17 protein-coding genes and 8 tRNA genes are annotated in these 21,312 nt (G+C 57.7%); 19 read left to right on the plus strand and 6 right to left on the minus strand.

Annotated elements, in window-relative coordinates; genetic code table 11:
* Nucleotides 1-4 precede the first annotated feature (4 nt).
* The 3 genes from I6L37_RS20790 to I6L37_RS20800 all read right to left on the minus strand — a co-directional run bounded on the left by I6L37_RS20790 (nt 5) and on the right by I6L37_RS20800 (nt 1,926).
* Nucleotides 5-655, minus strand: coding sequence for a hypothetical protein (locus tag I6L37_RS20790; protein WP_216992846.1), 651 nt, complete (start codon nt 653-655; stop codon nt 5-7).
* A 1-nt stretch (nt 656) separates the two neighbouring features.
* Nucleotides 657-1,346, minus strand: a complete 690-nt coding sequence (locus I6L37_RS20795) for an inovirus Gp2 family protein (protein ID WP_216992847.1) — start codon at nt 1,344-1,346, stop codon at nt 657-659.
* Between the two features lie 391 nt (nt 1,347-1,737).
* Complete coding sequence (locus I6L37_RS20800; protein WP_216992848.1) at nt 1,738-1,926, minus strand: AlpA family transcriptional regulator; 189 nt, start codon at nt 1,924-1,926, stop codon at nt 1,738-1,740.
* Between the two features lie 285 nt (nt 1,927-2,211).
* Between I6L37_RS20800 and I6L37_RS20805 the strand changes: the two genes are divergently transcribed.
* Nucleotides 2,212-3,183, plus strand: a complete 972-nt coding sequence (locus tag I6L37_RS20805) for a hypothetical protein (protein WP_216992849.1) — start codon at nt 2,212-2,214, stop codon at nt 3,181-3,183.
* Nucleotides 3,184-3,329: 146 nt separating this feature from the next.
* Here I6L37_RS20805 and I6L37_RS20810 read toward each other — a convergent pair whose 3' ends face one another.
* A complete protein-coding gene (locus I6L37_RS20810; protein WP_216992850.1) occupies nt 3,330-4,598 on the minus strand; it encodes a site-specific integrase in 1,269 nt (422 codons plus the stop codon).
* Nucleotides 4,599-5,521: 923 nt separating this feature from the next.
* Here I6L37_RS20810 and I6L37_RS20815 point away from each other — a divergent pair.
* The 8 genes from I6L37_RS20815 (at nt 5,522) to I6L37_RS20850 (ending at nt 6,460) form a co-directional block, all read left to right on the plus strand.
* Nucleotides 5,522-5,598 (plus strand) — tRNA-Met (locus I6L37_RS20815).
* Nucleotides 5,599-5,606: 8 nt separating this feature from the next.
* Nucleotides 5,607-5,681: transfer RNA gene (locus tag I6L37_RS20820), tRNA-Gln, on the plus strand.
* A 146-nt stretch (nt 5,682-5,827) separates the two neighbouring features.
* Nucleotides 5,828-5,902: transfer RNA gene (locus I6L37_RS20825), tRNA-Gln, on the plus strand.
* A 41-nt stretch (nt 5,903-5,943) separates the two neighbouring features.
* Nucleotides 5,944-6,018 (plus strand) — tRNA-Gln (locus I6L37_RS20830).
* 39 nt (nt 6,019-6,057) lie between these two features.
* Nucleotides 6,058-6,134 (plus strand) — tRNA-Met (locus tag I6L37_RS20835).
* Between the two features lie 44 nt (nt 6,135-6,178).
* A tRNA-Gln gene (locus tag I6L37_RS20840) sits at nt 6,179-6,253 on the plus strand.
* Nucleotides 6,254-6,292: 39 nt separating this feature from the next.
* A tRNA-Met gene (locus tag I6L37_RS20845) sits at nt 6,293-6,369 on the plus strand.
* A 7-nt stretch (nt 6,370-6,376) separates the two neighbouring features.
* Nucleotides 6,377-6,460, plus strand: a tRNA-Leu gene (locus I6L37_RS20850).
* A gap of 164 nt (nt 6,461-6,624) precedes the next feature.
* On the opposite strand, the gene I6L37_RS20855 is transcribed toward I6L37_RS20850, so the two are convergent.
* Nucleotides 6,625-8,457, minus strand: a complete 1,833-nt coding sequence (locus tag I6L37_RS20855) for an SLC13 family permease (protein ID WP_216992851.1) — start codon at nt 8,455-8,457, stop codon at nt 6,625-6,627.
* A gap of 260 nt (nt 8,458-8,717) precedes the next feature.
* Here I6L37_RS20855 and pnuC point away from each other — a divergent pair, with 260 nt between their 5' ends.
* The 7 genes from pnuC (at nt 8,718) to I6L37_RS20890 (ending at nt 15,904) form a co-directional block, all read left to right on the plus strand.
* On the plus strand, nt 8,718-9,434 hold the full coding sequence (pnuC, locus tag I6L37_RS20860; RefSeq protein WP_201976873.1) for a nicotinamide riboside transporter PnuC: 717 nt from the start codon (nt 8,718-8,720) through the stop codon (nt 9,432-9,434).
* Nucleotides 9,435-9,437: 3 nt separating this feature from the next.
* Nucleotides 9,438-10,163 (plus strand): nucleoside phosphorylase, encoded by a 726-nt coding sequence (locus I6L37_RS20865; RefSeq protein WP_201976872.1) that lies wholly within the window; start codon nt 9,438-9,440, stop codon nt 10,161-10,163.
* Nucleotides 10,164-10,267: 104 nt separating this feature from the next.
* A complete protein-coding gene (locus tag I6L37_RS20870) occupies nt 10,268-10,939 on the plus strand; it encodes a Crp/Fnr family transcriptional regulator (RefSeq protein ID WP_042025642.1) in 672 nt (223 codons plus the stop codon).
* A gap of 31 nt (nt 10,940-10,970) precedes the next feature.
* Complete coding sequence (gene yqfB, locus I6L37_RS20875; RefSeq protein WP_201976871.1) at nt 10,971-11,297, plus strand: N(4)-acetylcytidine aminohydrolase; 327 nt, start codon at nt 10,971-10,973, stop codon at nt 11,295-11,297.
* Between the two features lie 86 nt (nt 11,298-11,383).
* Nucleotides 11,384-12,235 (plus strand): alpha/beta hydrolase, encoded by an 852-nt coding sequence (locus I6L37_RS20880; RefSeq protein ID WP_216992852.1) that lies wholly within the window; start codon nt 11,384-11,386, stop codon nt 12,233-12,235.
* 144 nt (nt 12,236-12,379) lie between these two features.
* Complete coding sequence (locus tag I6L37_RS20885) at nt 12,380-13,129, plus strand: DUF1266 domain-containing protein (protein ID WP_201976869.1); 750 nt, start codon at nt 12,380-12,382, stop codon at nt 13,127-13,129.
* Nucleotides 13,130-13,132: 3 nt separating this feature from the next.
* Entirely contained in the window at nt 13,133-15,904 is a 2,772-nt protein-coding gene (locus tag I6L37_RS20890; RefSeq protein WP_216992853.1) for a J domain-containing protein, read from the plus strand.
* Here I6L37_RS20890 and I6L37_RS20895 read toward each other — a convergent pair.
* Nucleotides 15,901-17,574 (minus strand): Hsp70 family protein, encoded by a 1,674-nt coding sequence (locus I6L37_RS20895; RefSeq protein WP_216992854.1) that lies wholly within the window; start codon nt 17,572-17,574, stop codon nt 15,901-15,903. The two genes, I6L37_RS20890 and I6L37_RS20895, sit on opposite strands and share 4 nt — an antisense overlap.
* 233 nt (nt 17,575-17,807) lie before the next feature.
* On the opposite strand from I6L37_RS20895, the gene I6L37_RS20900 reads away from it, so the two are divergent.
* The 3 genes from I6L37_RS20900 to I6L37_RS20910 all read left to right on the plus strand — a co-directional run bounded on the left by I6L37_RS20900 (nt 17,808) and on the right by I6L37_RS20910 (nt 21,256).
* Nucleotides 17,808-18,128 carry a DUF1622 domain-containing protein gene (locus I6L37_RS20900; protein WP_026456474.1) on the plus strand — a complete coding sequence of 107 codons (321 nt, stop codon included), beginning with the start codon at nt 17,808-17,810 and terminating at the stop codon, nt 18,126-18,128.
* Between the two features lie 428 nt (nt 18,129-18,556).
* Nucleotides 18,557-20,104, plus strand: a complete 1,548-nt coding sequence (locus I6L37_RS20905) for an ABC-F family ATP-binding cassette domain-containing protein (RefSeq protein ID WP_216992855.1) — start codon at nt 18,557-18,559, stop codon at nt 20,102-20,104.
* Between the two features lie 12 nt (nt 20,105-20,116).
* Entirely contained in the window at nt 20,117-21,256 is a 1,140-nt protein-coding gene (locus tag I6L37_RS20910; RefSeq protein ID WP_216992856.1) for an MFS transporter, read from the plus strand.
* Nucleotides 21,257-21,312: the final 56 nt, after the last annotated feature.

A 21,312-nucleotide genomic window follows, 5' to 3' on the forward strand; every position in this document is an offset into this window, starting at 1 on the left:
GGACCTAAAAATTACCCGTCTCCTGCTTTTTGATGTGACAACCACAGAAATACTCCGCCTGTGCAGCGTTATCACCGTATAGCCGGTGTCCACTCATTAGCCATTCAAACACGGTTAGGGCCGTGTCCTCTTGGTCGATGCAGTGATACGCCACTCGCCCCAAGCCAGGCTCCATAGGAAGCCGCTCTACTTCTTTGCAGAAACGAAAGCGCCGCAAGATGCACTCACGCCAGTATTCTGCAACTCGATAGGCAAACCACTCAGGCCTTGTCGCTTGTTTACAGTCACTGAATAAGAAGACCATCCGCACCAACGTCATGTCGTGAGAGTGACTCACACGGCAGACCACACACTCCAACTCTTCAAATAAAGCTCGAGTTTTGGAGTCACACACCAACCAAGTGGACATCCACTCTGTCGCAATGCAAACATCATTAAAATGCCGGGCACCGAAATAGATTTCCAAACTAAACGCATAACGCGTCGTTACCGGGTCAGTTGCCTCCCACCACAATAGCCGCAGAATATCCTTCGTCAGGACAGGCTTTAGATCATAATGCGCTAAACCGCCGCATACAGTAGGCATATGCATATACTGCTCAAACTCTGGTTGAGCCTTTTCGCCTACTACTTCACTCTTATTCATTTCCGTCATCTTACTCTCCTGACTTTCCAAAAAGTTGACTACTACCAAAATTACGCTGACCGGCAACCTTTGTTCTGGTCTTCGCTAAATACGCGGCTCGCAATAAAAACTCGCGAAACACAGGGGAATGTACCATCGCAGCACGGCGGTCAAATACGTACGCAGGGTTCTTCGGAAAATGCACTAAAGACGCATAGTCCGGGTAGGTAAGCCCAAGGGCACTACACCAAGCACGCTGTATTCTAATAGCCATATTGTCGCTCTCAGCATTATGGTAATCTCCCAAGAACGCATAAATGTCTTTATTAAAAAGCAGCACCACGTGGTAATGCTGACTCGCACTCGAGTCCTGCTCACGCACCCAGATATATGCAGGAAAGGCTGACTGTCCTCGCCTGTCTTTACGGTAGTGGTCCGCTACCAATTGGCTTTTAAGTGCACCAAAGAAACGTGTAATTACCGCTGAGTCCTGCCGAGGGAAGCACAGTGGGATATCAGGTTCCCCCGGCCAATTAGTTTGTGGCAAACGTAAATCAACACGTACGGCAAACACACGTGGATATATATCCAAGCAGCCGGTAATGACCTGTGACAACTTGGTTAAGTAATAAGGTGAAACACTCCCATAACGCTGCTCAGCTGCTGCGAGCAGGTTATTAAGCTCCTCAGGGCTAAGCTGGTAGCCCAATGATGAATTCATCTCGCCTCCTTTCGGCACGCATGGTTAGTCCCATGCCGATTTAATGCATGTAGATTTTGTGGATGGGTCAAGAGTGGCCGTACAAGTCCACTCATCCATTAAGTGGATGGTGTAATTTATTACAGTAGGACGTCAGAGCAGAGGGTATGTAGCCCTAGCGGACATACCCATTTAGTCAGGTCTTAACAATGCTGCTTAGGCTGTACAGGTCAATAGCCACTTAGTGTGGCTGATATTCCCGTGTAGGGCTGCTGGTATAGCAGAACGTGTTGGTAGGTATATTACATATACCGAATAGATAGAGGTTAAAAACTCTCGGCATCCTCAGTTCTTTTTGCTTAAGTGCTACGTGAATACCTTCATTCATAGACGACAACATACTCTTGAGTTATTACATCGACACGAAGCTACTCAAGGACCTGTTCTCAATCCAGGCGATGACATCACTTAACCGCCACGCCACAGCTCTTGGCCCCAAAGAAATTTGACGAGGGAATGTACCTTGCTTTATCAAACGATAAATTGTGGCTTTGGATAACGTGGTCATTTCGGTAACGTCTTTCAGTTTAATGAGTTTCATGGCTTGCTCTCCCGCTATTGGTTCATAGCTGGAGCAACACCGTAATAGTTTACGTATGGAGCCGGGTTACATCTCATATGGCCTGCTCACTGTCTTGGCTGCTCACCACCTCTAACGCAATCTACTCATACCAAGCCTATAGAGGGCTATGCTCACGATAATGGCTGAAATCAAGAGAGATTATCAATACCTAAAAAACTCGTGAAAACCATCACAAAAAACTCCATTTAAGATACACAAAAATACTCATTAAACACTACAATGTAGTTTTCGGGAGAGAGCAATATGCCAAATACATTACGTGACAAAATAATTACGCTTCAGTTAAGAGATGAAATATTTTCAGACTATGTATGGTACAGCGTATGTGAAATAAACGATGTCCCAAGTGAGCGGACGCCTTGTCGCACAGAATTGGAACGCCAATTAACCACTTTGGTGAACATGCCCCCATGCCAACACTTCATTTCACAGCATCCAATAAAATGCAGTGATTCATATGGACTCAATAGGCTTATTGAAATCATTAAAAATGAATTCAATGAAAAATGTCTTACAAAAGAAGATTACATCTGGCTGAATGAAAAGGATAATAGAACAATTTTTTATATATGGCGCCAACTAGAACACTTGATTAGTAAACCACTAGATGACAACCAATGCTATGATGACTTTGAGTTAACTTTTATGCCTGCTAGCAATATCAACAATGCCAAACAGATCACTGGCATGGGAAATATTGTGATTGAAGAGGCAACCAAGCAAAAAATAGTTTGCTTAATTAACAGGTTGAAAGTCAGCAAAAGTGATAAAGCAAGAATAAATAATACAATAAAAGATGATGCACGCCGTGTCATTATAAATAAGAAATTGGTAAATTGGTTTGAAAAATATAGAGATACTAAAACAGAATGGCTATGTGAATATTTATACAGAAAAAACCTTGGGTATAGATCACTAACCCTGCCAAATTCAAAACACTTAACAGATGATATAATTTCATTCTTTGACGTGCTTTATTCTTTTAATGAAGACAAGTCCAATTTTATATTTGTCACCATGAAAAAAGCATGGGACCAGTGTAAATACAGAGAAAATAACAAGGAAAAGAAACAATACAGCATTAACATGAGAAATGATATTGGTAAAATTCTTGATGAACTCAGTCGTGCTAAAGGTGAGAATAAGAATGTGATTGTTGAAGCACTTATCAGAGCTGAGTATGATGAGATAACTAAAACTAAAACTAGAACTTGAAATTTCTACAAAAATACGGCAAGGAAACGCCAATTAGTTTCCTTGCCGTATTTAACCATAGTTCCAGTACTGGCAACTAAACTTCCTCACATTAATCATGAACTATAATAGCCTCAAATATAACTGATGTAATTTATCAATGGCATCTATTTCCTGAAGTTTATAGTAACAACATTGTCTGGGATTATATTTTCTGTTGTAGTGAGTTTTTCAATATACTCACCCCATTGTTCAAAAAGCCGAGCTACCTGTTCCGCTCGTTTACCTGCTTGATAAGTAGCAACGAGACGGTCTCGCTTACTATGATTAAGAGCAAGTTCAATCACACTTTCATTTGCATCCAAATACTCTGCACAACAGCTAGCAAAGCTACGCCGTAAATCATGGACGGTGAATGGCTCACTTTGTGCCATAGCAATAGATCTAACCTTATTTATCACCCAACGAAGGGCATTGCCATCAATATGACCCTGTCCAGCTTCGTGTTCTCTTATTGCCTCAAAAACCCAAGGACTACCACTGCTAATAGCTCGTTGATGAGCCAGGATCTCTAGAGACATTTTATGAAGCGTGACCGTATGCTCCTTACCGTTCTTGGTGTTACTGGCAGGAATGATCCATTTGTTGCCAATAATTTGCTCCCAAGTCATACCCGTAGCTTCTCCACGACGAACACCAGTTAACAAAATCAAACGTAAACAATTTGACTGAGCTGGATGAAAGCCGCCTTCTGATAGTCCTTGCCAAAAAGAAGCGACCTCTTCATGACATAACCAACGTTGGCGTGGTGGGGAGGAATCAGCACCAATAGTCGATGGCTTGATGGTTCTAGCAGGATTCAACTCTATCAGATCTAGGTTTACTGCATGGTCGAGCATCTGAGCACAGATAGTCAGCGCCTTTCGTGCGGCCTGTATGCTGCGCCCTCGTACCTTAGATAAGTGAGCAAACAACACTGCTCGCGTCACATCTTTCAGTAACAGACTACCAATGGCTTTGCTTATATATAGTCGGTGTATGTGACGATAGGCTTCAACTGTAGATGCTCGGGCAGGCTTGGCAGCCTGCTTCCACTCCAACCACTCCTCAAAAAACGCATCAAATGTTGGCATAGCCGACCGCTTCGCTTTGGATGCTTTGGCAACAGCAGCAGGATCTTCCCCTGCCTTAACCAAAGCAACAGCCTTACCGTGCTCAACTCGCGCAATCGCCAAGCTCATTGCTGGATAAGAGCCCAATGTGAATTTTCGGGCCTTATTATTGATACGATAACGGTAAAGCCATGTTTTAGAGCGCCCACCACTGCGAACCTCGATACACAACCCACCACCAGCACCACTAGCAACAGCAACCACCTGCCGTTGGCCATCCTCCGCCTTCAAATTGGCGATTTCCCGATCTGTCTTAAGCGCCACCCTAGCCCCCTTTGTTCAAGCTGTGTACACAATAGCATTTTGAGTACGCAACTGCGTACACAAAATACCTGGCTACCAGTGATTCCACCTGAAACGTCGCGAGACAAAAAACCATTTAATTTATTGATAATAAATAGATTTAAATAAAGCGTGAGACCTCATGACACCAAGATAGACTCACTCAAGACCAACTTCCTGTTCAACGTCTAATCGCGTTTACCTTTGCAACGGGTCAACAGACCCGGGCCAAGGTAATACCGCAGACAACCAGAAGCCCATCCGGCAACGGATGGGCTTCTTCTTTAGCGATTCCCCCTGTTTCTTCTCCATCCTCCCTATCCCTAAGCCCCTTGAGCAACCCCTGCTACCTTGCGTTTACTGTGAGGACGGCCCTACGGATGAGAGCGACATCCAACAGCAGGCCAGCACGGGGTCCGCTCCCCCTGCCACTGAGCCCTCTATTCCCTTGCCCAGAGGAGCAGCGAAAATCCCCTCCCCCTCTGCCCGATTGAAGCAGGCAAAAACGGCCTCACAGCATATTTGCCTCCGGCAACCCGATACAAAGCGCATTTATCTCCCAGCCGGAGGCACCAAACGGCTGATTTTAAACGATGCGACTCATGGAGAATGATCATTGTGACAACAGAATACATGGCAAAGGGCTGCAAGCTCGCTCCCTTCACCCTAACCTCATGACAGGGCAGCAATTCCACGCCCGAGTTTTGCTGTATCCTGCTTGCCGAAAGAGTGGGAATGATTTAAAAAAATGCAGATTGTTGGGCTTTTGCGCAACAGAGGCCAATAACTGGTCAAACGCACTCAAATTGAGTTTTTCTGGCAAAAAAAGGGTTGACGCCCCAGAGCCAGATACGCATAATTCGGCCCGCACGGTGACGAGGTAACGACTCACCGGAAGCAAGGTTGGCTATGTAGCTCAGTTGGTTAGAGCATCGCACTCATAATGCGGGGGTCACAGGTTCGAATCCCGTCATAGCCACCATTTCTAGTTGGGGTATCGCCAAGCGGTAAGGCAGCGGGTTTTGATCTCGCCATCCCTAGGTTCGAATCCTAGTACCCCAGCCATTATTTCAGTTGTCGGCATTTAGGTGCCGGTGACAGGTCAAGGGAAGCAATGATGAGTGTTGAACTCGTCAATGTGTCCAGGTTCAAATCCTGGTATCCCGGCCACTGTTAAAAGATGTTTGATAGACTCTGTCAGGCATCGCTGTTGGGGTATCGCCAAGCGGTAAGGCAGCGGGTTTTGATCTCGCCATCCCTAGGTTCGAATCCTAGTACCCCAGCCATTTTTAAAAGATGTTTGATGTAATCTGTCAGGCATCACTGTTGGGGTATCGCCAAGCGGTAAGGCAGCGGGTTTTGATCTCGCCATCCCTAGGTTCGAATCCTAGTACCCCAGCCATCTTTCTGTTCTCTTCCACTCAGGTGGTTGATAACAAACGGCTATGTAGCTCAGTTGGTTAGAGCATCGCACTCATAATGCGGGGGTCACAGGTTCGAATCCCGTCATAGCCACCATTTTAAAATGTTCCTTTCAATCTCAGGATTGTGAAGAACGCTGTTGGGGTATCGCCAAGCGGTAAGGCAGCGGGTTTTGATCTCGCCATCCCTAGGTTCGAATCCTAGTACCCCAGCCATTTTTCTGTTCTCTTCCACTCAGGTGGTCGATAACAAACGGCTATGTAGCTCAGTTGGTTAGAGCATCGCACTCATAATGCGGGGGTCACAGGTTCGAATCCCGTCATAGCCACCATCAATTTGCGGAAGTGGCGAAATTGGTAGACGCACCAGATTTAGGTTCTGGCGCCCTAGGCGTGAGAGTTCGAGTCTCTCCTTCCGCACCATTGAAAGCGTCATCAAACAGACCAGCCTTGGCTGGTTTTTTTGTATCTGGAATTTGCCTCTTCCCCCTGTTCTCTCTTTTTCTCCTTTTCGATTGTCACGACGCCCATCGTCCGGCTTGCCCATAAAAAAGCGGCCCGCAGGCCGCCATCGTTCAGGTTCCAGTTCAGAACGGGAAAAACCAGGGGATCGCCACCACGCTCACCCCCATCACCAGCAGGGTGAAAGGCACGCCGATGCGGATGAAGTCAGCGAAGCTGTAGTTGCCCGGCCCCAGCACCAGGGTATTGACCGGTGACGAGACCGGCGTCATGAAGGCGGCCGAGGCGGCAATGGCAATGGTCATGGCAAACGGATAGGGCGAAACCCCCATCTGCTGGGCCGTCCCCAGTGCAATGGGTGCCATCAGCACCGCCGTCGCCGTGTTGGAGATGAACAACCCGATCACGGCGCACAGGGCAAACAGGCTGGCCAGCATCACCCTGGGCCCCATGTTGCCCACCAGCGCCATCAAACCATCGACGATAAGATCTACCCCGCCAGTCTTTTGCAGCGCCAACGCAAAGGGGAGCATGCCGACGATAAGGATCAGGGTTGGCCAATGGATCGACTTGTAGGCGCTCTCCATGTCGATGCAGCGGAACTTGCCCATCAGCAGGCAGGCGATAAGGGCCGCAATCACGTTGGGCACGGGATCGGTCACCATCAGCAATATCATCACCCCGAGCGCGATCAGGGCGTGAATGGCCTGACTGCGGGCGGGCGCCATCTCGTCCACCTCGGCCGGCAGGCCCATCAGCAAAAAATCGCGGCTATGGGTCTGCAGTTGCCGGATATGGCTCCAGTTGCCCACCACCAGCAGGGTATCCCCCATCAGCAGCGCCTCATCCACCAGCTTGCCCGCCAGCGCCTCCCCGTCGCGGCGAATACCCACCACGCTCAGACCATAGGTGGAGCGAAACGCCACCTCGCGGATGCTCTTGCCCAGCAGATTGGATTCGGGGATGAGGGAGACCTCCGCCATACCCACCTCCCGCGCCTGATCCGAGAAGTATTCGCCGCGCAGTATCATGGGTTCGAGCCGCGCCTCGCTGCAAAAGTGACGGACATCCACCCCGGGATCGGACATGTCGATCAGCAGCACGTCCCGGGCCTGAAACTCGCTGATGCCGGAGACGGGTACCATCACCCGGCGAAATTTGCGCCAGCGCTCCACCCCAATGACGTTGGCGCCAAAGCGGGCGCGCAGCTGCAGCTCGTCCAGGGTATGGCCAATCAGGGGGGAATCGGGTCTCAGCCCCAGCCGGCGGGCCCGACCGGTCAGGCGATAATCGCGGATAAGATCGCGCAGGGTGCGCCGCCCCGGCCCCTTGCTGACGCCGGACTCCCCCTGCCGCACCAGAGAGCCGCGCACCAGCAACATGTAACCCAGGCCGCACACCAGAATCAGGGCCCCGAGGGGGGTAAAGCTGAAGAAGGTGAAACCGTGGATGCCATGGCGCATCATCTCGCTGTTGACCACCATGTTGGGGGGCGTCGCCACCAGCGTCATCATGCCGCTGATAAGGCCGGCAAAGCCGAGCGGCATCATCAGCCGGCCCGCCGGTATTTCCATCCGGTTCGCCACGCTCAGCACCACGGGGATGAAAATGGCCACCACGCCAGTCGAACTCATCACGGCGCCGAGGGTCGCCACTGCCACCATCAGCAACACCAGCAACCGGGTTTCGCTGTTTCCCGCCACCTTCACCAGCCAGTCACCCACCTGATAGGCGATGCCGGTGCGTACCAGCCCCTCCCCCACCACGAACAGGGCGGCGATCAGGATGACGTTGGGGTCGCTGAAGCCTGCCAGCGCCTCTTGCAGGGTCAGGGTGTCGCTCAGCACGAACAGGATGACCACACCGAGGGCGACCACGTCCATGCGCACCTTGTTGGTCATGAAGAGATAGATGGCCCCGGCCAGCAGGCAGAGCACCCAGATCAACTCGGAATTCAATGACACCTCCTTTTTACCGCCCGGTTTATCCTCCCGAAGAGTGGACTCTATCAGACCACAGCCTGAGCGCTATCGTCTTGTTACATATCAATAAACCCCGGCCCCTGATGAGCCATAACTCATCAAGGCTTGAATAGGGACATCACTGGCGATTTCTTTGATATGACGCAAGCCGGGGGCGGACAAAAGTCCTGCCCCGCGATCCGCATCGGCCCTAGAATGGCCACCTCGTGTCATTCCACACTGCCAAGGACAAGCAAATGAGCACATTCGAGTGGTTCAGTATCAATCACACCCTGGTGACCATCCCCCTGGGCGGTGGCTACGCCATGTCATGGATCGAGGCCATCGGCACCCTGTTCGGCCTGGCCTGCATCTGGCTGGCCAGCCAGGAGAAGACCATCAACTACCTGTTCGGTCTCATCAACGTCACCCTGTTCGCCATCATCTTCTTCCAGATCCAGCTCTACGGCCTGTTGCTGCTGCAGCTGTTCTTCTTCTGCGCCAACCTCTATGGCTGGTACGCCTGGACCCGCCCGACCAACGATCAGGGTGACCACCTGCAGATCCGCTGGCTCAGCAAACCCAAGCTCATCGCCACTGCGCTGGTAAGCGTGCTGGCCATCGCCCTGCTGACCCGCTATATCGACCCTGTCTTTGCCGCCTTGGCGCGCACTTCTGTCTCCCTGCTCAACGTCTTCGGCGCCGGTCTGACGCTGCCGGAGCCACAGCCCGACGCCTTCCCGTTCTGGGATGCCACCATGACGGTGCTCTCCGTGGTCGCCCAGATCCTGATGACCCGCAAATACGTGGAGAACTGGATCCTGTGGGTCGTCATCAACATCATCAGCGTCGGCATCTATGCCGCCCAGGGGGTCTACGCCATGTCCCTGGAGTACCTGATCCTGCTGTTCATCGCCGCCAACGGCACCCGCCTCTGGGTGTTGGCCGCCAAACGCCAGCAACAAGGGGCCTGAGCCATGACCCTGTTACCCCATCTGCAATGCCGCCCGGATCAGATTGCCGAACGGGTGGTGCTGTGCGGCGACCCGGCCCGGGTCGACCGCATCGCCAGCCAGCTAGAGCAGTGCGAATCGCTCGGCCAGCACAGGGAATTTCGCCTGCTCAACGGTCACTACCGGGGGCAAGCCATTACCGTCTGCAGTACCGGCATCGGCGGGGCTTCTGCCATCATCGCCCTGGAGGAGCTGGTGCAATCCGGCGCCCGCACTCTAGTCCGGGTCGGCTCCGCCGGTGCCCTGCAGCATAAGATAGCGCTGGGGGATCTTATCGTGGTGGAAGGGGCCATTCGTCATGACGGCGCCTCCCTGGCCTATCTGCCCGCCGAGTACCCCGCCTGCGCCGATATTCGGCTGCAAGCCGCCCTGCTCGACCATATCGCCGCCAGCGGTCATCCCCACTGGCACGGGCTGGTGCGCTCCCACGACAGCTTCTACCGGGATGACGAGCTGGAAGTGTGCCGCTACTGGCATCAGCGGGGCGTGCTCGGCGCCGACATGGAGACCGCATCGCTCCTGACGGTAGGGCGCTTTCGCCAGGTACGGGTCGCCGCCGTGCTTTGCAACGTGGTGCCGTTCGAACAGGATGTGCAGCAGGGGGTGGGCGACTACGCCAGCGCCGAGCAGGCCATGATGGCTGCCGAGCGGCTCGCCGCCACCGCCGCCCTCGAGGCACTGGTGCAATAACGCCGCAAACCGTTAACTGCGGCACATCCCGCCTGACGCGGGCTGGTATCCGGCCCGCGCTCTTGCTAGCCTCATGACCCTTCATCCGGTTCATCAGGTTTGCCATGCAGCGACAGCCCTACCCCATCGGGCGCTTTCACGCCGAACTCAAGGCCCTCGAACCCCGCTTTGCCGCGGCGCTGGCCGAGTGCAGCCTGCATCTGCGCCGCTATCTGCCGGGGGAACCCATCATGTGCCAGGGGGAGCAGAGCGAATGCCTCTATCTGGTGGAGAGTGGGCGAGTCTCCCTCAACAGCACTGTGCACTCGGGGCGCATCTTCCAGCTCGGGGAAATCGCCTGCCATCACCAGATCTTCGGCGAGATGGAGTTCTTCAGCGCCACCCCGGTGCAGTGGAGCGTGGTGGCCGAGACCGAGCTGGATGCCAGCGTGATCTGCGCTCACAAGCTGGCCCAGCGGCTGCTGGACGAACCTGCACTGACCCTCTTCTTCGCTTCGGCCCTGGCCAGTGACTACCTGGATACCCTGGAGATCACCACCAGCCGCTTGCTGCACCCCATCGCCTACAACATCGCCTTCGAGCTATGGCGCGAGCGCCAGCGCACCCCCATGCTGGGGTCGCGCAAACGGGCCCGTGAGGCGGCGCGTTTCGGCACCACAGAACGGGTCTATCGCCGCGCCCTCAAGGAGCTGATCGAGCAGGGGATCCTGAGCGAGGGGCCCGACGGACCCGCCATCGCTGATCTCGACAAGCTGCGCGCCTATCTCGACCTCTGACTTTTATTTGTTACTCACCATCGGAGTCCCCATGTCTGTTTCCAGCTACCCCGAGTTCACCTTCTTCAGCCGTTTCGTGGCCGATATCCAGGCGGGCCGCAAGACCATCACCATCCGCGACGAGAGCGAGGCAGGCTGGCAACCCGGCCAGCACCTCACTCTTTTCACCAACCCGGAGCACCAGCCGTTTGGCACCATAGAGGTACTGTCGGTCACGCCGGTGGCCTTCGACGCCCTGAGCGAGGCACACGCCCGCCAGGAGAACATGACCCTGGCCGAACTCAAAGAGGTGATCCGCGCCATCTATCCCGCGCTGCCGCCACTCTATGTGATTGAATTCAAACTGGTTGAAACCTGATTTTGTGAACCGCCGCATGCCGCTTCGCTTGTGCTCCCGAATAGGAAGCGCACAATGCCTGTTTTTATATACAGGTATTGTGCATCATGGAGAAACAACTTGAACCGGCCATTGCAGCCATGGTGGCAGACTTCATTGCAGCGGGTTGCCCCAAAGCGAGTGATCTGAGCTGGGAAGAGAGGCGAGCAGGCTACCTCGCCTCTGCCGAACTGGGTGGCGAACGGGAGGAAGTAGGCTGCATCGAAGAGTGGCAGGCAGAGCATTATGCCATCCGCCTCTATCAGCCCGTCGCTCCCTCACGCTCCCCTTCTCCTGCGCTGATCTACTTTCATGGCGGCTGCTTTGTCAGTGGAGAGTTCGAAACCCACGACCGCCAGATGCGGATGTTGTGCAACCGGGCCAATGCGCTGGTGTTTGCCATACACACCCGCCTCGCCCCCGAGCATACCTATCCGGCCGCCCATGATGATGCCCTGGCGGCAACCCTTGCCATCATAGGTGATATCACAAAGTGGCAGGGAGACCCGAACCGCATCGTGCTCGCCGGGGACAGTGCAGGCGGTCATCTTGCCCTCGTGACCACCTTGCGCCTCAAGAAGAGAGGCGCCCCGTTGCCGGCCGCCCAGATCCTCATCTATCCGATGCTCGATGCCCTGGGAGAGAGCGAAAGCTATCGCCAATTCGGTGACCACTACCTCATCACTCGCGACATGCTGTTAAGCGGTTTTCAGGCCTATCTGGGCAAACTGCCCGCTAGTGACCATCAGGTGAGTCCGCTTCGCCACCCCGCCCTTCAAGGCCTGCCCCCGACCCATATAGTGACCGCCGAATACGATCCCCTCCGGGACGAAGGAGAGACCCTCTATCACAAGCTGCTGCAAGCGGGGGTGAGCGCCACCTGCCAGCGGCAACTCGGAGTGATTCATGGTTTCTTCTAGCTGGCAGGAGTCAGTCCGGCGGCTCGCCAACTTATCGCCCGGCTCGCGGCACTGATAAAGGAGTTATAAAACAGCTGCAATTGCATCCATTTTGGTCCGACTTTATAGTCTACAGCTTGTTCCAAACGCGACTGGCTTCCGACCATGCTTAATAATGCCAACCTTGCTCCCCACGAAAGATGGTGGCTGACTTTGACCTCGCCGCAGATCGCCTTCCAGACCGAGTGGCGGGAATACCTCAAGCTCACCTCCCTGCGAGAGGGGCTCGAAGAGCCCGATACACTCGCAGAGGACTGGGGCATTGAGAATCGTCTCGACTTGCACCGGCAGGTCCGTCAGCTGGCCTTTGGCGACTGTCACGGGCATCTCATGCTCGAGGAGTACGGCGCCTTTCACTGCCTGCAACCGAGCCAGTGGCAAGCCATGCGAGAGCGCGCAACCTCGCCGCGTCACCACGCCTCACTCGACTTCGTGGCTCGTACCGCCCCCTATATCGGCCCTCATGGTGTGCAGGCGTGGGACTATGGGCGCGCATCCTATCTGACTCGGGAAGGACTTAGATTAGGTTGGGTAAGCGAGGAAGAGTTCGGCTTTATCCACAACCACCTCGCCCATCAGGCCCGCCGGCGTTATGGCTCCTGGGAACAGTACACCCAGGCCTGGTATGCCGGCCGCTGCCTATGGAAATTCAGTCATGAAGAGGGGGAGCCGGAGCAAGCCGCCCAGGCTCTGCTGCACGGCTGGATTGCCAGGGAGATGAGGACAATGCTGGCCGATGCGCTAAGGGATAAGGAGAACCCGATCCACGGGCAGAGCTGGTACGAGGTACCCCTACCCGACATAGAGCAGCCCCAAAGCCTCATTGACCTCTTCAACAGCGAGCCGCAGGAATAAATCATGGATATCTGGCAACGACTCGGGCTTCAAGAGACCGACGATCTGGCCGCCATCAAGCGCGCCTACCATATCAAATTGCGTGACTGCCACCCGGAAGACGATCCCGAAGGCTTCCGCCTGCTGCGTGAGGCTTATGAAGAGGCCAGCCGGCCGCGTCCAGCCATGAGTGACGCCTCGAAGCCACAGACCGAGCTGGTTCGTCCGGCCGACGCCGCTGAACTGACCGCCCTGTTTGAACTGCTTGGCGATGCCAGCCGGCGCTTTGTCATGACCGAGTGGGATAAGTGGCAGACATCGCTGCAGTCACTTTCGCTGGTCCAGCAGAGCCAGCTGTCGGACGAGGTGCTGCAACGCATCTTTCAATGGCAATGGCTGCCGGCACCGGTGATCGAGCGTCTCTGGCAAGCGCTCGACTGGGCGTCACTGCTGCGCCTCGCCGGCGACATGCAAAAGAAGGGGGAATTTCTCGACTGGTGGCGTCAGGCGCCGCTGGCAGCCCCTCTGGAGTGGCTTGCCACCCTGGACCACGCCCGTCAGCGCGCCGTGCTGGCCTTCTATCAGCCACTGCTGCTATCGCTCGAGGCCGGCGATCGCAACAGCGTGCTGGGGCTCATTTATCACTATGCCCTGCCCATCGTCGGCGACCACCCGGATCTGCTCCGGCTGCAGTTGCGCGCGCTCCATGCCGCCGGTACTGACGGTGATGCCACCCACCGTCTTGCGCTCACCCTGGCTCTGCTCGAGCAGGATCACCTCAGCGAAGATGACTGGCACCTGCTCTCCGACGCCAGCCTGCGCTGCGGCAAGGAACAGCTGGTGATGCAGGTTGCCGAGGCACTGGAAGAAAAAGACCACGAGGCGCTGCTCGCCAATCACCTTATCCAGTGGCACCTGGGCAGCGATCAGGCGCTGTCCCGCTGGCTGCAGGCATTTGCCACCGCCCAGAAGTGGCACACTTCGCGCAGCGCCTATTGGGAGCCCCAGTGGCTGATGCTGCCCTGGCAGCAACCGGACCCCGTGGAAGAGTGGCTGCACGACCAGATGCTGGGGTTTGACAATATGCCGCTCACCGCCCTGGCGCTGGACGCGCTACCCGGCACACGTGGTGCCCTGGCCCGCCTCTGGTGGCACAGCGAATACGGCACCTGGCAGGCACTGGAAGCGGCACTGACACAGCCCGAGCTGGCCGAGGCCGAGGGCGGCTGGCGGTACCTCGCACGCCTGCTGCAACGCCATGCTCACCGCAAACTGGCCGAGCGGCCAGCACTGCCCCTGCTTGACACACTGCTTGCCCGCTATGGCAGCGATGACTGGCTGAGTATCGCGCCCCCCAGTGCCGAGCAGATTGCCTGCGCCACGCCGGAGCAGTGGCTCGAGTGCCTGCGCCGCTATCCGCTGCTGCCCGACGCCTGGTTCAAGGCCATCGCCCAGCGCGCCAACAATGAAGGATGGGATGAGCGGATGATGCAGGGGATGCATCTGGGCGCCCGTCTCTCCCATCAACGCTACTACAGCGATACGGTGCTCAGCGATGCCTGGCAGGGCGAGAGCTGGCCCGGCTGTTTTCGCTGGGCGCAGTTCTACTATGCCCGGCCCTGGACGCCGAAACAGCATCTCGACGCCATTCGCCAGTCGATGGGCTCACTGCCGGCCAGTCAGGAGGACACGCCGCTCTCCACCCTCCTGCGTCTCTGTGCCCAGCCCACCCTATACCAGGCTGCCATCATGGACGCCTGCGCCCGCTGGCCGCAGCAGTACGTGTTGTCGCTGGAGCTGCGCAACCAGACCGAACTCCTCAAACGCTCCGATGTCGGCGACGAGGCGCTTCTCGAACGCGCCCGCTTGAACGAACTGCCCGCCCTGGCAGCCCTGATCGACCGACGACTGGATAACGAACCGGATCTGGCCTGCACCATAGTGCTGTGGAACCTGCTGCTCAGCCACAAGGCAAGCAACGAGTCCTATGGCTACATTTTGACACCACTGCGCGAACGGCTCGAAAAACTGCGCCAGGCACAGGGGTTGGCATTGGAAGTCTACCCCTACGCCGAAGAGTCGCTGATTTACGCTTACCTGCAACAGGACCCCGACAATATCACCACGCTGGAAGAACTTGAGAAACACCACCCGAACGAAGCGGCGGCCAAGTTTGTCTATCCCGTCTGTTATGCCCTGGCCATGCTGGCTCATGATTTTGGCAGAAATGGCTTTCAGGCCCGTCAGCTCGACCCGCTTTACAAGCAACGGGACGACCTAACGCCAGCCCAGCAGGAGGTGCGATCTCTGGTGCAGGGCTATCTGGAGGACAAACTCAACGCCCAGCTTGAACATGACAGGGCACATGCCAAAAAGCGTTTCAGGCTACAAAGCGGTGCACAGCTGATGTTCGTCAGCATACTGTCCGTCATCCTGCCCTACTTCGTGTTTCCACTGGAACCATCCCTGCGCGAAGTCCTCGCCTCCGGCTCACCCTACTGGGTGGAATACTATTCCCTCGGTCTGGATATGGCGGCGATGCTGTTCATGAATCTCTATCTGATGTGGCATATCTGCCGGGCCCAGACACGTCCGCGTACCAGTCGGAACTATCTGATCTGGAGCCTGATCTGGCTAGCCATCGCGTTCTACATCAACAGCGCCTGGCTGGCGGTCCCCCTGTGGCTCGGCCACCTCGTCATGAGCAGCCGGCTAAGACCGGGCGCACTGCGCCGTGGCTGGCCCAGGGAGTTCTACAAGCAGGGCAGAATGTCGCTGAGCGACATCCTCGACTAGTGCCACTGCTTGAGCAGTTTGTTCATCTGCTGGCGGAACGAGTTGATGACTTGCGGGTCCTGGCTGGCCAGGACCCGTTCAAACTGCAGCAGCCACTGTTCGACCTGGCGCCGCTCGTCACCGATGCTCTCTTCATAGAGTTGCTGTAATCGCTCGCTCAGGGTCAGATTGGGCAACGCATCGCGCGGATGCTGCTTGAGGCGTGCAAGCCGCTCGCGACTCTCGCGCTTGCCCTCTTCGGTCACGCCAGCCGGACTTCGGTCTATCACCTTCTGGAACTGCTCACCCGAACTCACCAGGGTCACGTCCACCTCCAGCATGCCATTGATGTCGTAGCTGAAACGCACGTCCACTTCCTGAATGCCCTTGCCGGTTGGCAACGGGATCTCGAGATCGTCCACATGAAGGTTGTCCCGCACCCAGAACCGCTCCCCCTGATAGATGCTGATGCAGACGGACTTTTGCTGTTCATGGCCGCTGTGGTAGCGCTCTACCCGTGAGGCCGGCACCACTATATTGCGCTCCAGGATGGGACTGAACACGCCACTCTGATCCCCCTGATTAACCGCAATCCCCAGGGTAAAGGGACAGACGTCGGTCATGATGAGCTCTTCCACCGCACTGTCGCGCAGGCGGCAGGCTGCCTGGATAGCGGCCCCCATGGCGACCACCCGATCCGGATCCAGCTCGTGGCGGCCAAAGCGACCGAGCAGGCGCACCGCCGTTTGCTGCACCTCGCTCTGGCGGCTCGCCCCACCGACAAAAATCAGTTCGTCGACCTCGTCGGGCCGCAGGCGCGCATCGGAGAGCGCCTGGCTCAGCGGCTTGCGCAGCCGGTTGAGGGTCTCGCGCCAGATGTCGGCCAGCTCGCTTTCGGAGAAACCGAACGTCCGGTTCCACTCCGCACCAAGCTCGACCCCAAGGCCGCTACCACTGCGATGACGTTTGGCCCGCTCGCAGGCCAGATAAACTTGCCCGAGTTGGGAGAGCGTCAGTTCGCCGCGATCGGTGTCGAGCCTGCCAAGCACCGCATCGACCAGATCCTGGGTAAAGTCCTCGCCACCGAGCCGGTTGTCCCCCGCCGAGGCGCGTACCTCCATGATGCCATCCTGATACTCCACCACGGTCACGTCGAAGGTGCCGCCCCCCAGGTCAAACACCAGAAAGCGGCGGCTGTGTTGCTCGTGCAGGCTGTAAGCCATGGCGGCTGCCGTCGGCTCGTTGATAAGGCGCGCGGCATCGAGCCCGGCCAGCTCGGCCGCCAGCCGAACCTGCTTGCGCTGCTGATCGCCAAAATAGGCCGGCACCGAGATGACCACCTCGCGTACCCCGTGGCCAAGCCAGGCCTCGGCATCCGCCTTCAAGCTACCCAGTATCAAGGCGCACAATTCGGTCGGATTGTACTGCTCCTTGCCCAACCGGTAGCGCCGCTCGCTGCCGAGAAATCGCTTGAAGTGGGAGGCGGTATTGGAGGGATGAGTCAACAGGCGGGTGGCCGCTGCCTGGCCCACCAGCAGGGTATCGTCCTCACCGATACAGACGATCGATGGCGTCAGCTCCTCACCATGGGCATTGGGAATGAGGTGAGCCTTGCCATCTCGCCACACGGCAATCGCGCTGTTGGTTGTCCCCAGATCGATGCCGATGGCCGGCGTCGGAACCGCTGTCATGACGATACCTCTACGTATGTTGAGTCCATTTCAGAATCTGGATTGTCGCGATGGATATTGTTCGCAGTCAAGTGGAACTCTATCTTTGAGCCCTTTTGCTCATCCTCATTGTCCTTTTCCGAGCCGCACGCATTTGGCCTTTATGGATCAATATGTTAATAACATTGGACTCATTTTTATCAGGAGGATGCCAAGTGACAGACTGGTTGGTGTTAGCCCAGTGGAAGGAGGGCATGCTGCACGGCGTGGAGCTGGTTCAGTTTTCCCTCGAACTTATCTCGGTGGCCTGCGTGGTCATCGGCCTTGGCAAAACCCTCTGGCTGGCGGCCCGGGTGCGGGATCATGAACCCGGCTTCCCGCGCATCCGCCTCTGTTTTGGCAGCTGGCTCATTCTGGCGCTGGAGTTCCAGCTCGCCGCCGACATCCTGGCCACCACCATAGCCCCGAGCCAGGAGGAGCTGATCCGTCTGGCGGTGATCGCGGTGATCCGCACCTTTCTCAACTACTTCCTCGGCAAGGAACTCGAGGAGCAGCGCGAGCAGCAGAAAGCCTGATATAGCGGCGCGCCGGTTGTCGGGATGAAGCCTGGCGCTGGCAGCAAGCCTTGCCACCCCGAACCTGGCGGCAAAAAAACTCACGGGTTGACGCACGGGCGCAAGCTGGGTATTTTGCGACCAGAATTTTTGTTGGACCGCTTTTCAATGTTGTACATCCTGTTCAAATGCTCGGTCAGGAGGCTGTGCTCCGTGCACTAACACGATGAAGTGTTGCCCGGAGCCCATCGACTGAATCTTCATCAGCTGCGCGAATGCCCTCTCTTTGGGAGGCTGCCCCGCATCTGATGAAAACAGGAGATACAGGCCGGCGAGATGCTTCATCGCCGGCCTTTTTGTCTCTGCCATTTGGCAGCGTTTCACCTTGCTGAGACGGGGGGCTGGTACGTCGCGTACCTGCCCCCCGTTTTTTTATGGATGTTACAACCATGAGTGTGCTCACTATCCACAACCTGACCTATCACATCGGCGACAAGACCCTGTACCAGCAGGCGAGCTTTCGTCTCCACGCCGGCGAGCATGTCTGCCTCACCGGCCACAACGGCGCCGGCAAGAGCACCCTGCTCCAGCTGATCCAAGGGGAGCGCCTGCCAGACGGCGGCGACATCCTCTGGCAGCCCGGCATCAAGGCGGGCTATCTCGACCAACACGCCGCGCGGGATGGCCACCTCACCCTGCGGGGCTACCTGCAGTCAGTGTTCGCCGATCTCTATGAGGCGGAAGCCGAGATGCTGGCCCTCTACGCCGACCCCGAGCTGGGGCCGCGGCAGCTGGCCCGGGCGGCCGATCTGCAGGCGCACCTGGAGAGCCAGGGCTTTTACCGGCTGGATCCGCGTATCGACGAGGTGGCGGCCGGCCTCGGCCTGACCCAGCTAGGCATGCAGACCCTGCTCGACAATGTAAGCGGCGGCCAGCGCCACAAGGTGATGCTGGCCGGCCTGCTGCTGCGCACGCCGGAGGTGCTGCTGCTCGACGAGCCGACCAACTACCTGGACACTGCTCACGTCGACTGGCTGGCGGGCTACCTGGAACGCTTCCCCGGCGCCTTTCTGGTGGTCTCCCACGACCGCGCCTTCGTCAATCGCATCGCCACCGCCATCGCCGACATCGACCGCCAGCAGATCCACACCTATCGCGGCAACCTCGACCAGGCGCTGGCCCAGAAGGGCGCCGCCGAGGCGCTGCACGCCCGTCAATACCAGGCCCAGCAGCGGCAGATCGACAGGCTCGAGCAGTTCATCGCCAAGAACGGAGCCGGGGTCAACGCCAGCATCGCCAACGGCCGCAAGAAGCAGCTGGCGCGCATCGAGCGCCTGGCCGCCCCCGAGCAGGCCAAACCGGTCACCCTCAGCTTTCGCGCCGCCCAGGGGGGCCACCCGCAGCTGCTGACCGCGAGCGAGCTGGAGATCGGCTACCACCAGCCCCTGCTGGTGCCGCTCAGCCTGCAGCTGCGCCGCGGCGAGAAGGTGGTGATCGCCGGCTTCAACGGCATCGGCAAGTCGACCCTGCTCAACACCCTGACCGGCCGCCTCGCCCCGCTCGCCGGTGAACTGGCCCTGGCCCCCGGCCTCAAGTCGGGTTACTTCGAGCAGGCGTTGCACTGGCCCGATCCCGCGGCCACCCCGCTGGCTCTGGTCAAGGCGGCCGCCCCCGGACTGGATGACAAGGGTGCCCGCCAGCAGCTGGCGCGCCTTGGCATCGGCGGCAAGCTGGCCATCCAGCCCATCAGTGCCCTGAGCGGCGGTGAGCAGACCCGGGTCAAGCTGTGCCGACTGGCGCTGCAGCCCACTCATCTGCTGATATTGGATGAGCCGACCACCCACCTGGATGCCGGCACCAAGGCCGCCCTGCGCCAGGCCCTGTGCGACTACCCGGGCAGCGTGCTCGCCGTCTGCCACGAGCCGGCCTTTGTGGCCGACTGGCCGGATCGGGTGGTGGACATCCAGCAGTTCGCCGCCGTGTCGACCCAAGCTTAAGGAATAAAAATTATGTTACTGAAAGTACTGCTGTTTTTGATTGCATTTCTGGTCGGGGCCGATGAGCTGATGCTGGGCCCCCTGCTCGCCCCCATCGGCGCCGAGCTGGGCGTCGCCCCGGAACGGGTGACCCTGTTCATCACCGCCTACAGCGTGGCGCTGGCCCTCATCGCCCCCCTGCTCGGCGGCCTGTCGGATCGCCACGGCCGGCTGCGGGTGATGCTGCCGGCCTCCCTGCTGTTTGGCGCCGCCTCGGTGGCCACCGGCCTGGTGGCGAACTTCGAGGTTGGGCTGGCGACCCGGGTGATCACCGGGCTGGCAAGCGCCGGCATGCTCCCCATCGCCTTCGCCATGGCGGCAGACGGCGCACCGGCCGACGCCATGAAGCGCATCGCCTGGGTGCAGTCGGGGCTCACCCTCGGCATGATCTCGAGCCCGGCGGTGGGCGCCCTGCTGGCCCAGCTCAGTAGCTGGCGCACCCCCTTCATCGTGCTCGGCCTCTGCGCCTGGGCCGTGGCGGCGGCCTTGGCCTGGCTCACGGCGCGCACGGCGCAGGTTCATGGGAGCGGCACGCACCCCGCGCCGCAGGGCTCGGTGCTGGCCATTCCGGGGGCGCTCGGCGCCCTGCTCGCCATGGGGTTGGGACTGGGGGGAGGCATCGGCCTGTTCAACCTGGTCGGCCAGCACCTGCACGACAGTCAGGGGCTGCCCGTCTGGTCGGTGGGGCTGCTCTACGGCGCCCTTGGCGTTATCAGCGTGGTCGGCAACGTGCTGATGCCCCGCCTGGCCGGGTATGTGGAGAGCGGCCGTCCCCTGATGCGCGGCGCCCTGGTGGTGTGCGCCCTGGTCAGCGCCTTCTTCTACCTCTATCCGGCCGGCAGTCTGGCCAGCCTCGCCCTGCCGCTGGGTCTGTGGGCGCTGGCCGGCGGCATCGGCTCGCCGGCGCTGCAGGGCTACATTGCCCAGCTCGCCCCGGCCCAGCGCGGCATGCTGATGTCGCTGGCCATGACCCTGATGCACCTCGGGGTGGCGCTCTGGTCCGCCGTCGCCGGCTTTGCCTACAGCGCCGGCCCCATGGCCATGGCCCTGCTGGCCCTGCTGCTGTTTGGCGGGGCCATCCTCGCCCTGCGCCCGGTGCGGCTGCCGGGCTGAGTACAACAGGCACAATGACAAGAGGGCTCCCGCGGGAGCCCTTTTTATCTATTGCC

Source organism: Aeromonas sp. FDAARGOS 1407 (genome assembly GCF_019048725.1).
Classification (GTDB): Bacteria; Pseudomonadota; Gammaproteobacteria; order Enterobacterales; family Aeromonadaceae; genus Aeromonas; species Aeromonas enteropelogenes.

Bases quoted from the DNA above. Each gene is read 5' to 3' on its own strand.
- I6L37_RS20790 (WP_216992846.1), bottom strand. From the start codon at position 655: ATGACGGAAATGAATAAGAGTGAAGTAGTAGGCGAAAAGGCTCAACCA.
- I6L37_RS20795 (WP_216992847.1), bottom strand. From the start codon at position 1,346: ATGAATTCATCATTGGGCTACCAGCTTAGCCCTGAGGAGCTTAATAAC.
- I6L37_RS20800 (WP_216992848.1), bottom strand. From the start codon at position 1,926: ATGAAACTCATTAAACTGAAAGACGTTACCGAAATGACCACGTTATCC.
- I6L37_RS20805 (WP_216992849.1), top strand. From the start codon at position 2,212: ATGCCAAATACATTACGTGACAAAATAATTACGCTTCAGTTAAGAGAT.
- pnuC (WP_201976873.1), top strand. From the start codon at position 8,718: ATGAGCACATTCGAGTGGTTCAGTATCAATCACACCCTGGTGACCATC.
- I6L37_RS20865 (WP_201976872.1), top strand. From the start codon at position 9,438: ATGACCCTGTTACCCCATCTGCAATGCCGCCCGGATCAGATTGCCGAA.
- I6L37_RS20870 (WP_042025642.1), top strand. From the start codon at position 10,268: ATGCAGCGACAGCCCTACCCCATCGGGCGCTTTCACGCCGAACTCAAG.
- yqfB (WP_201976871.1), top strand. From the start codon at position 10,971: ATGTCTGTTTCCAGCTACCCCGAGTTCACCTTCTTCAGCCGTTTCGTG.
- I6L37_RS20880 (WP_216992852.1), top strand. From the start codon at position 11,384: ATGGAGAAACAACTTGAACCGGCCATTGCAGCCATGGTGGCAGACTTC.
- I6L37_RS20885 (WP_201976869.1), top strand. From the start codon at position 12,380: ATGCTTAATAATGCCAACCTTGCTCCCCACGAAAGATGGTGGCTGACT.
- I6L37_RS20890 (WP_216992853.1), top strand. From the start codon at position 13,133: ATGGATATCTGGCAACGACTCGGGCTTCAAGAGACCGACGATCTGGCC.
- I6L37_RS20895 (WP_216992854.1), bottom strand. From the start codon at position 17,574: ATGACAGCGGTTCCGACGCCGGCCATCGGCATCGATCTGGGGACAACC.
- I6L37_RS20900 (WP_026456474.1), top strand. From the start codon at position 17,808: ATGCTGCACGGCGTGGAGCTGGTTCAGTTTTCCCTCGAACTTATCTCG.
- I6L37_RS20905 (WP_216992855.1), top strand. From the start codon at position 18,557: ATGAGTGTGCTCACTATCCACAACCTGACCTATCACATCGGCGACAAG.
- I6L37_RS20910 (WP_216992856.1), top strand. From the start codon at position 20,117: ATGTTACTGAAAGTACTGCTGTTTTTGATTGCATTTCTGGTCGGGGCC.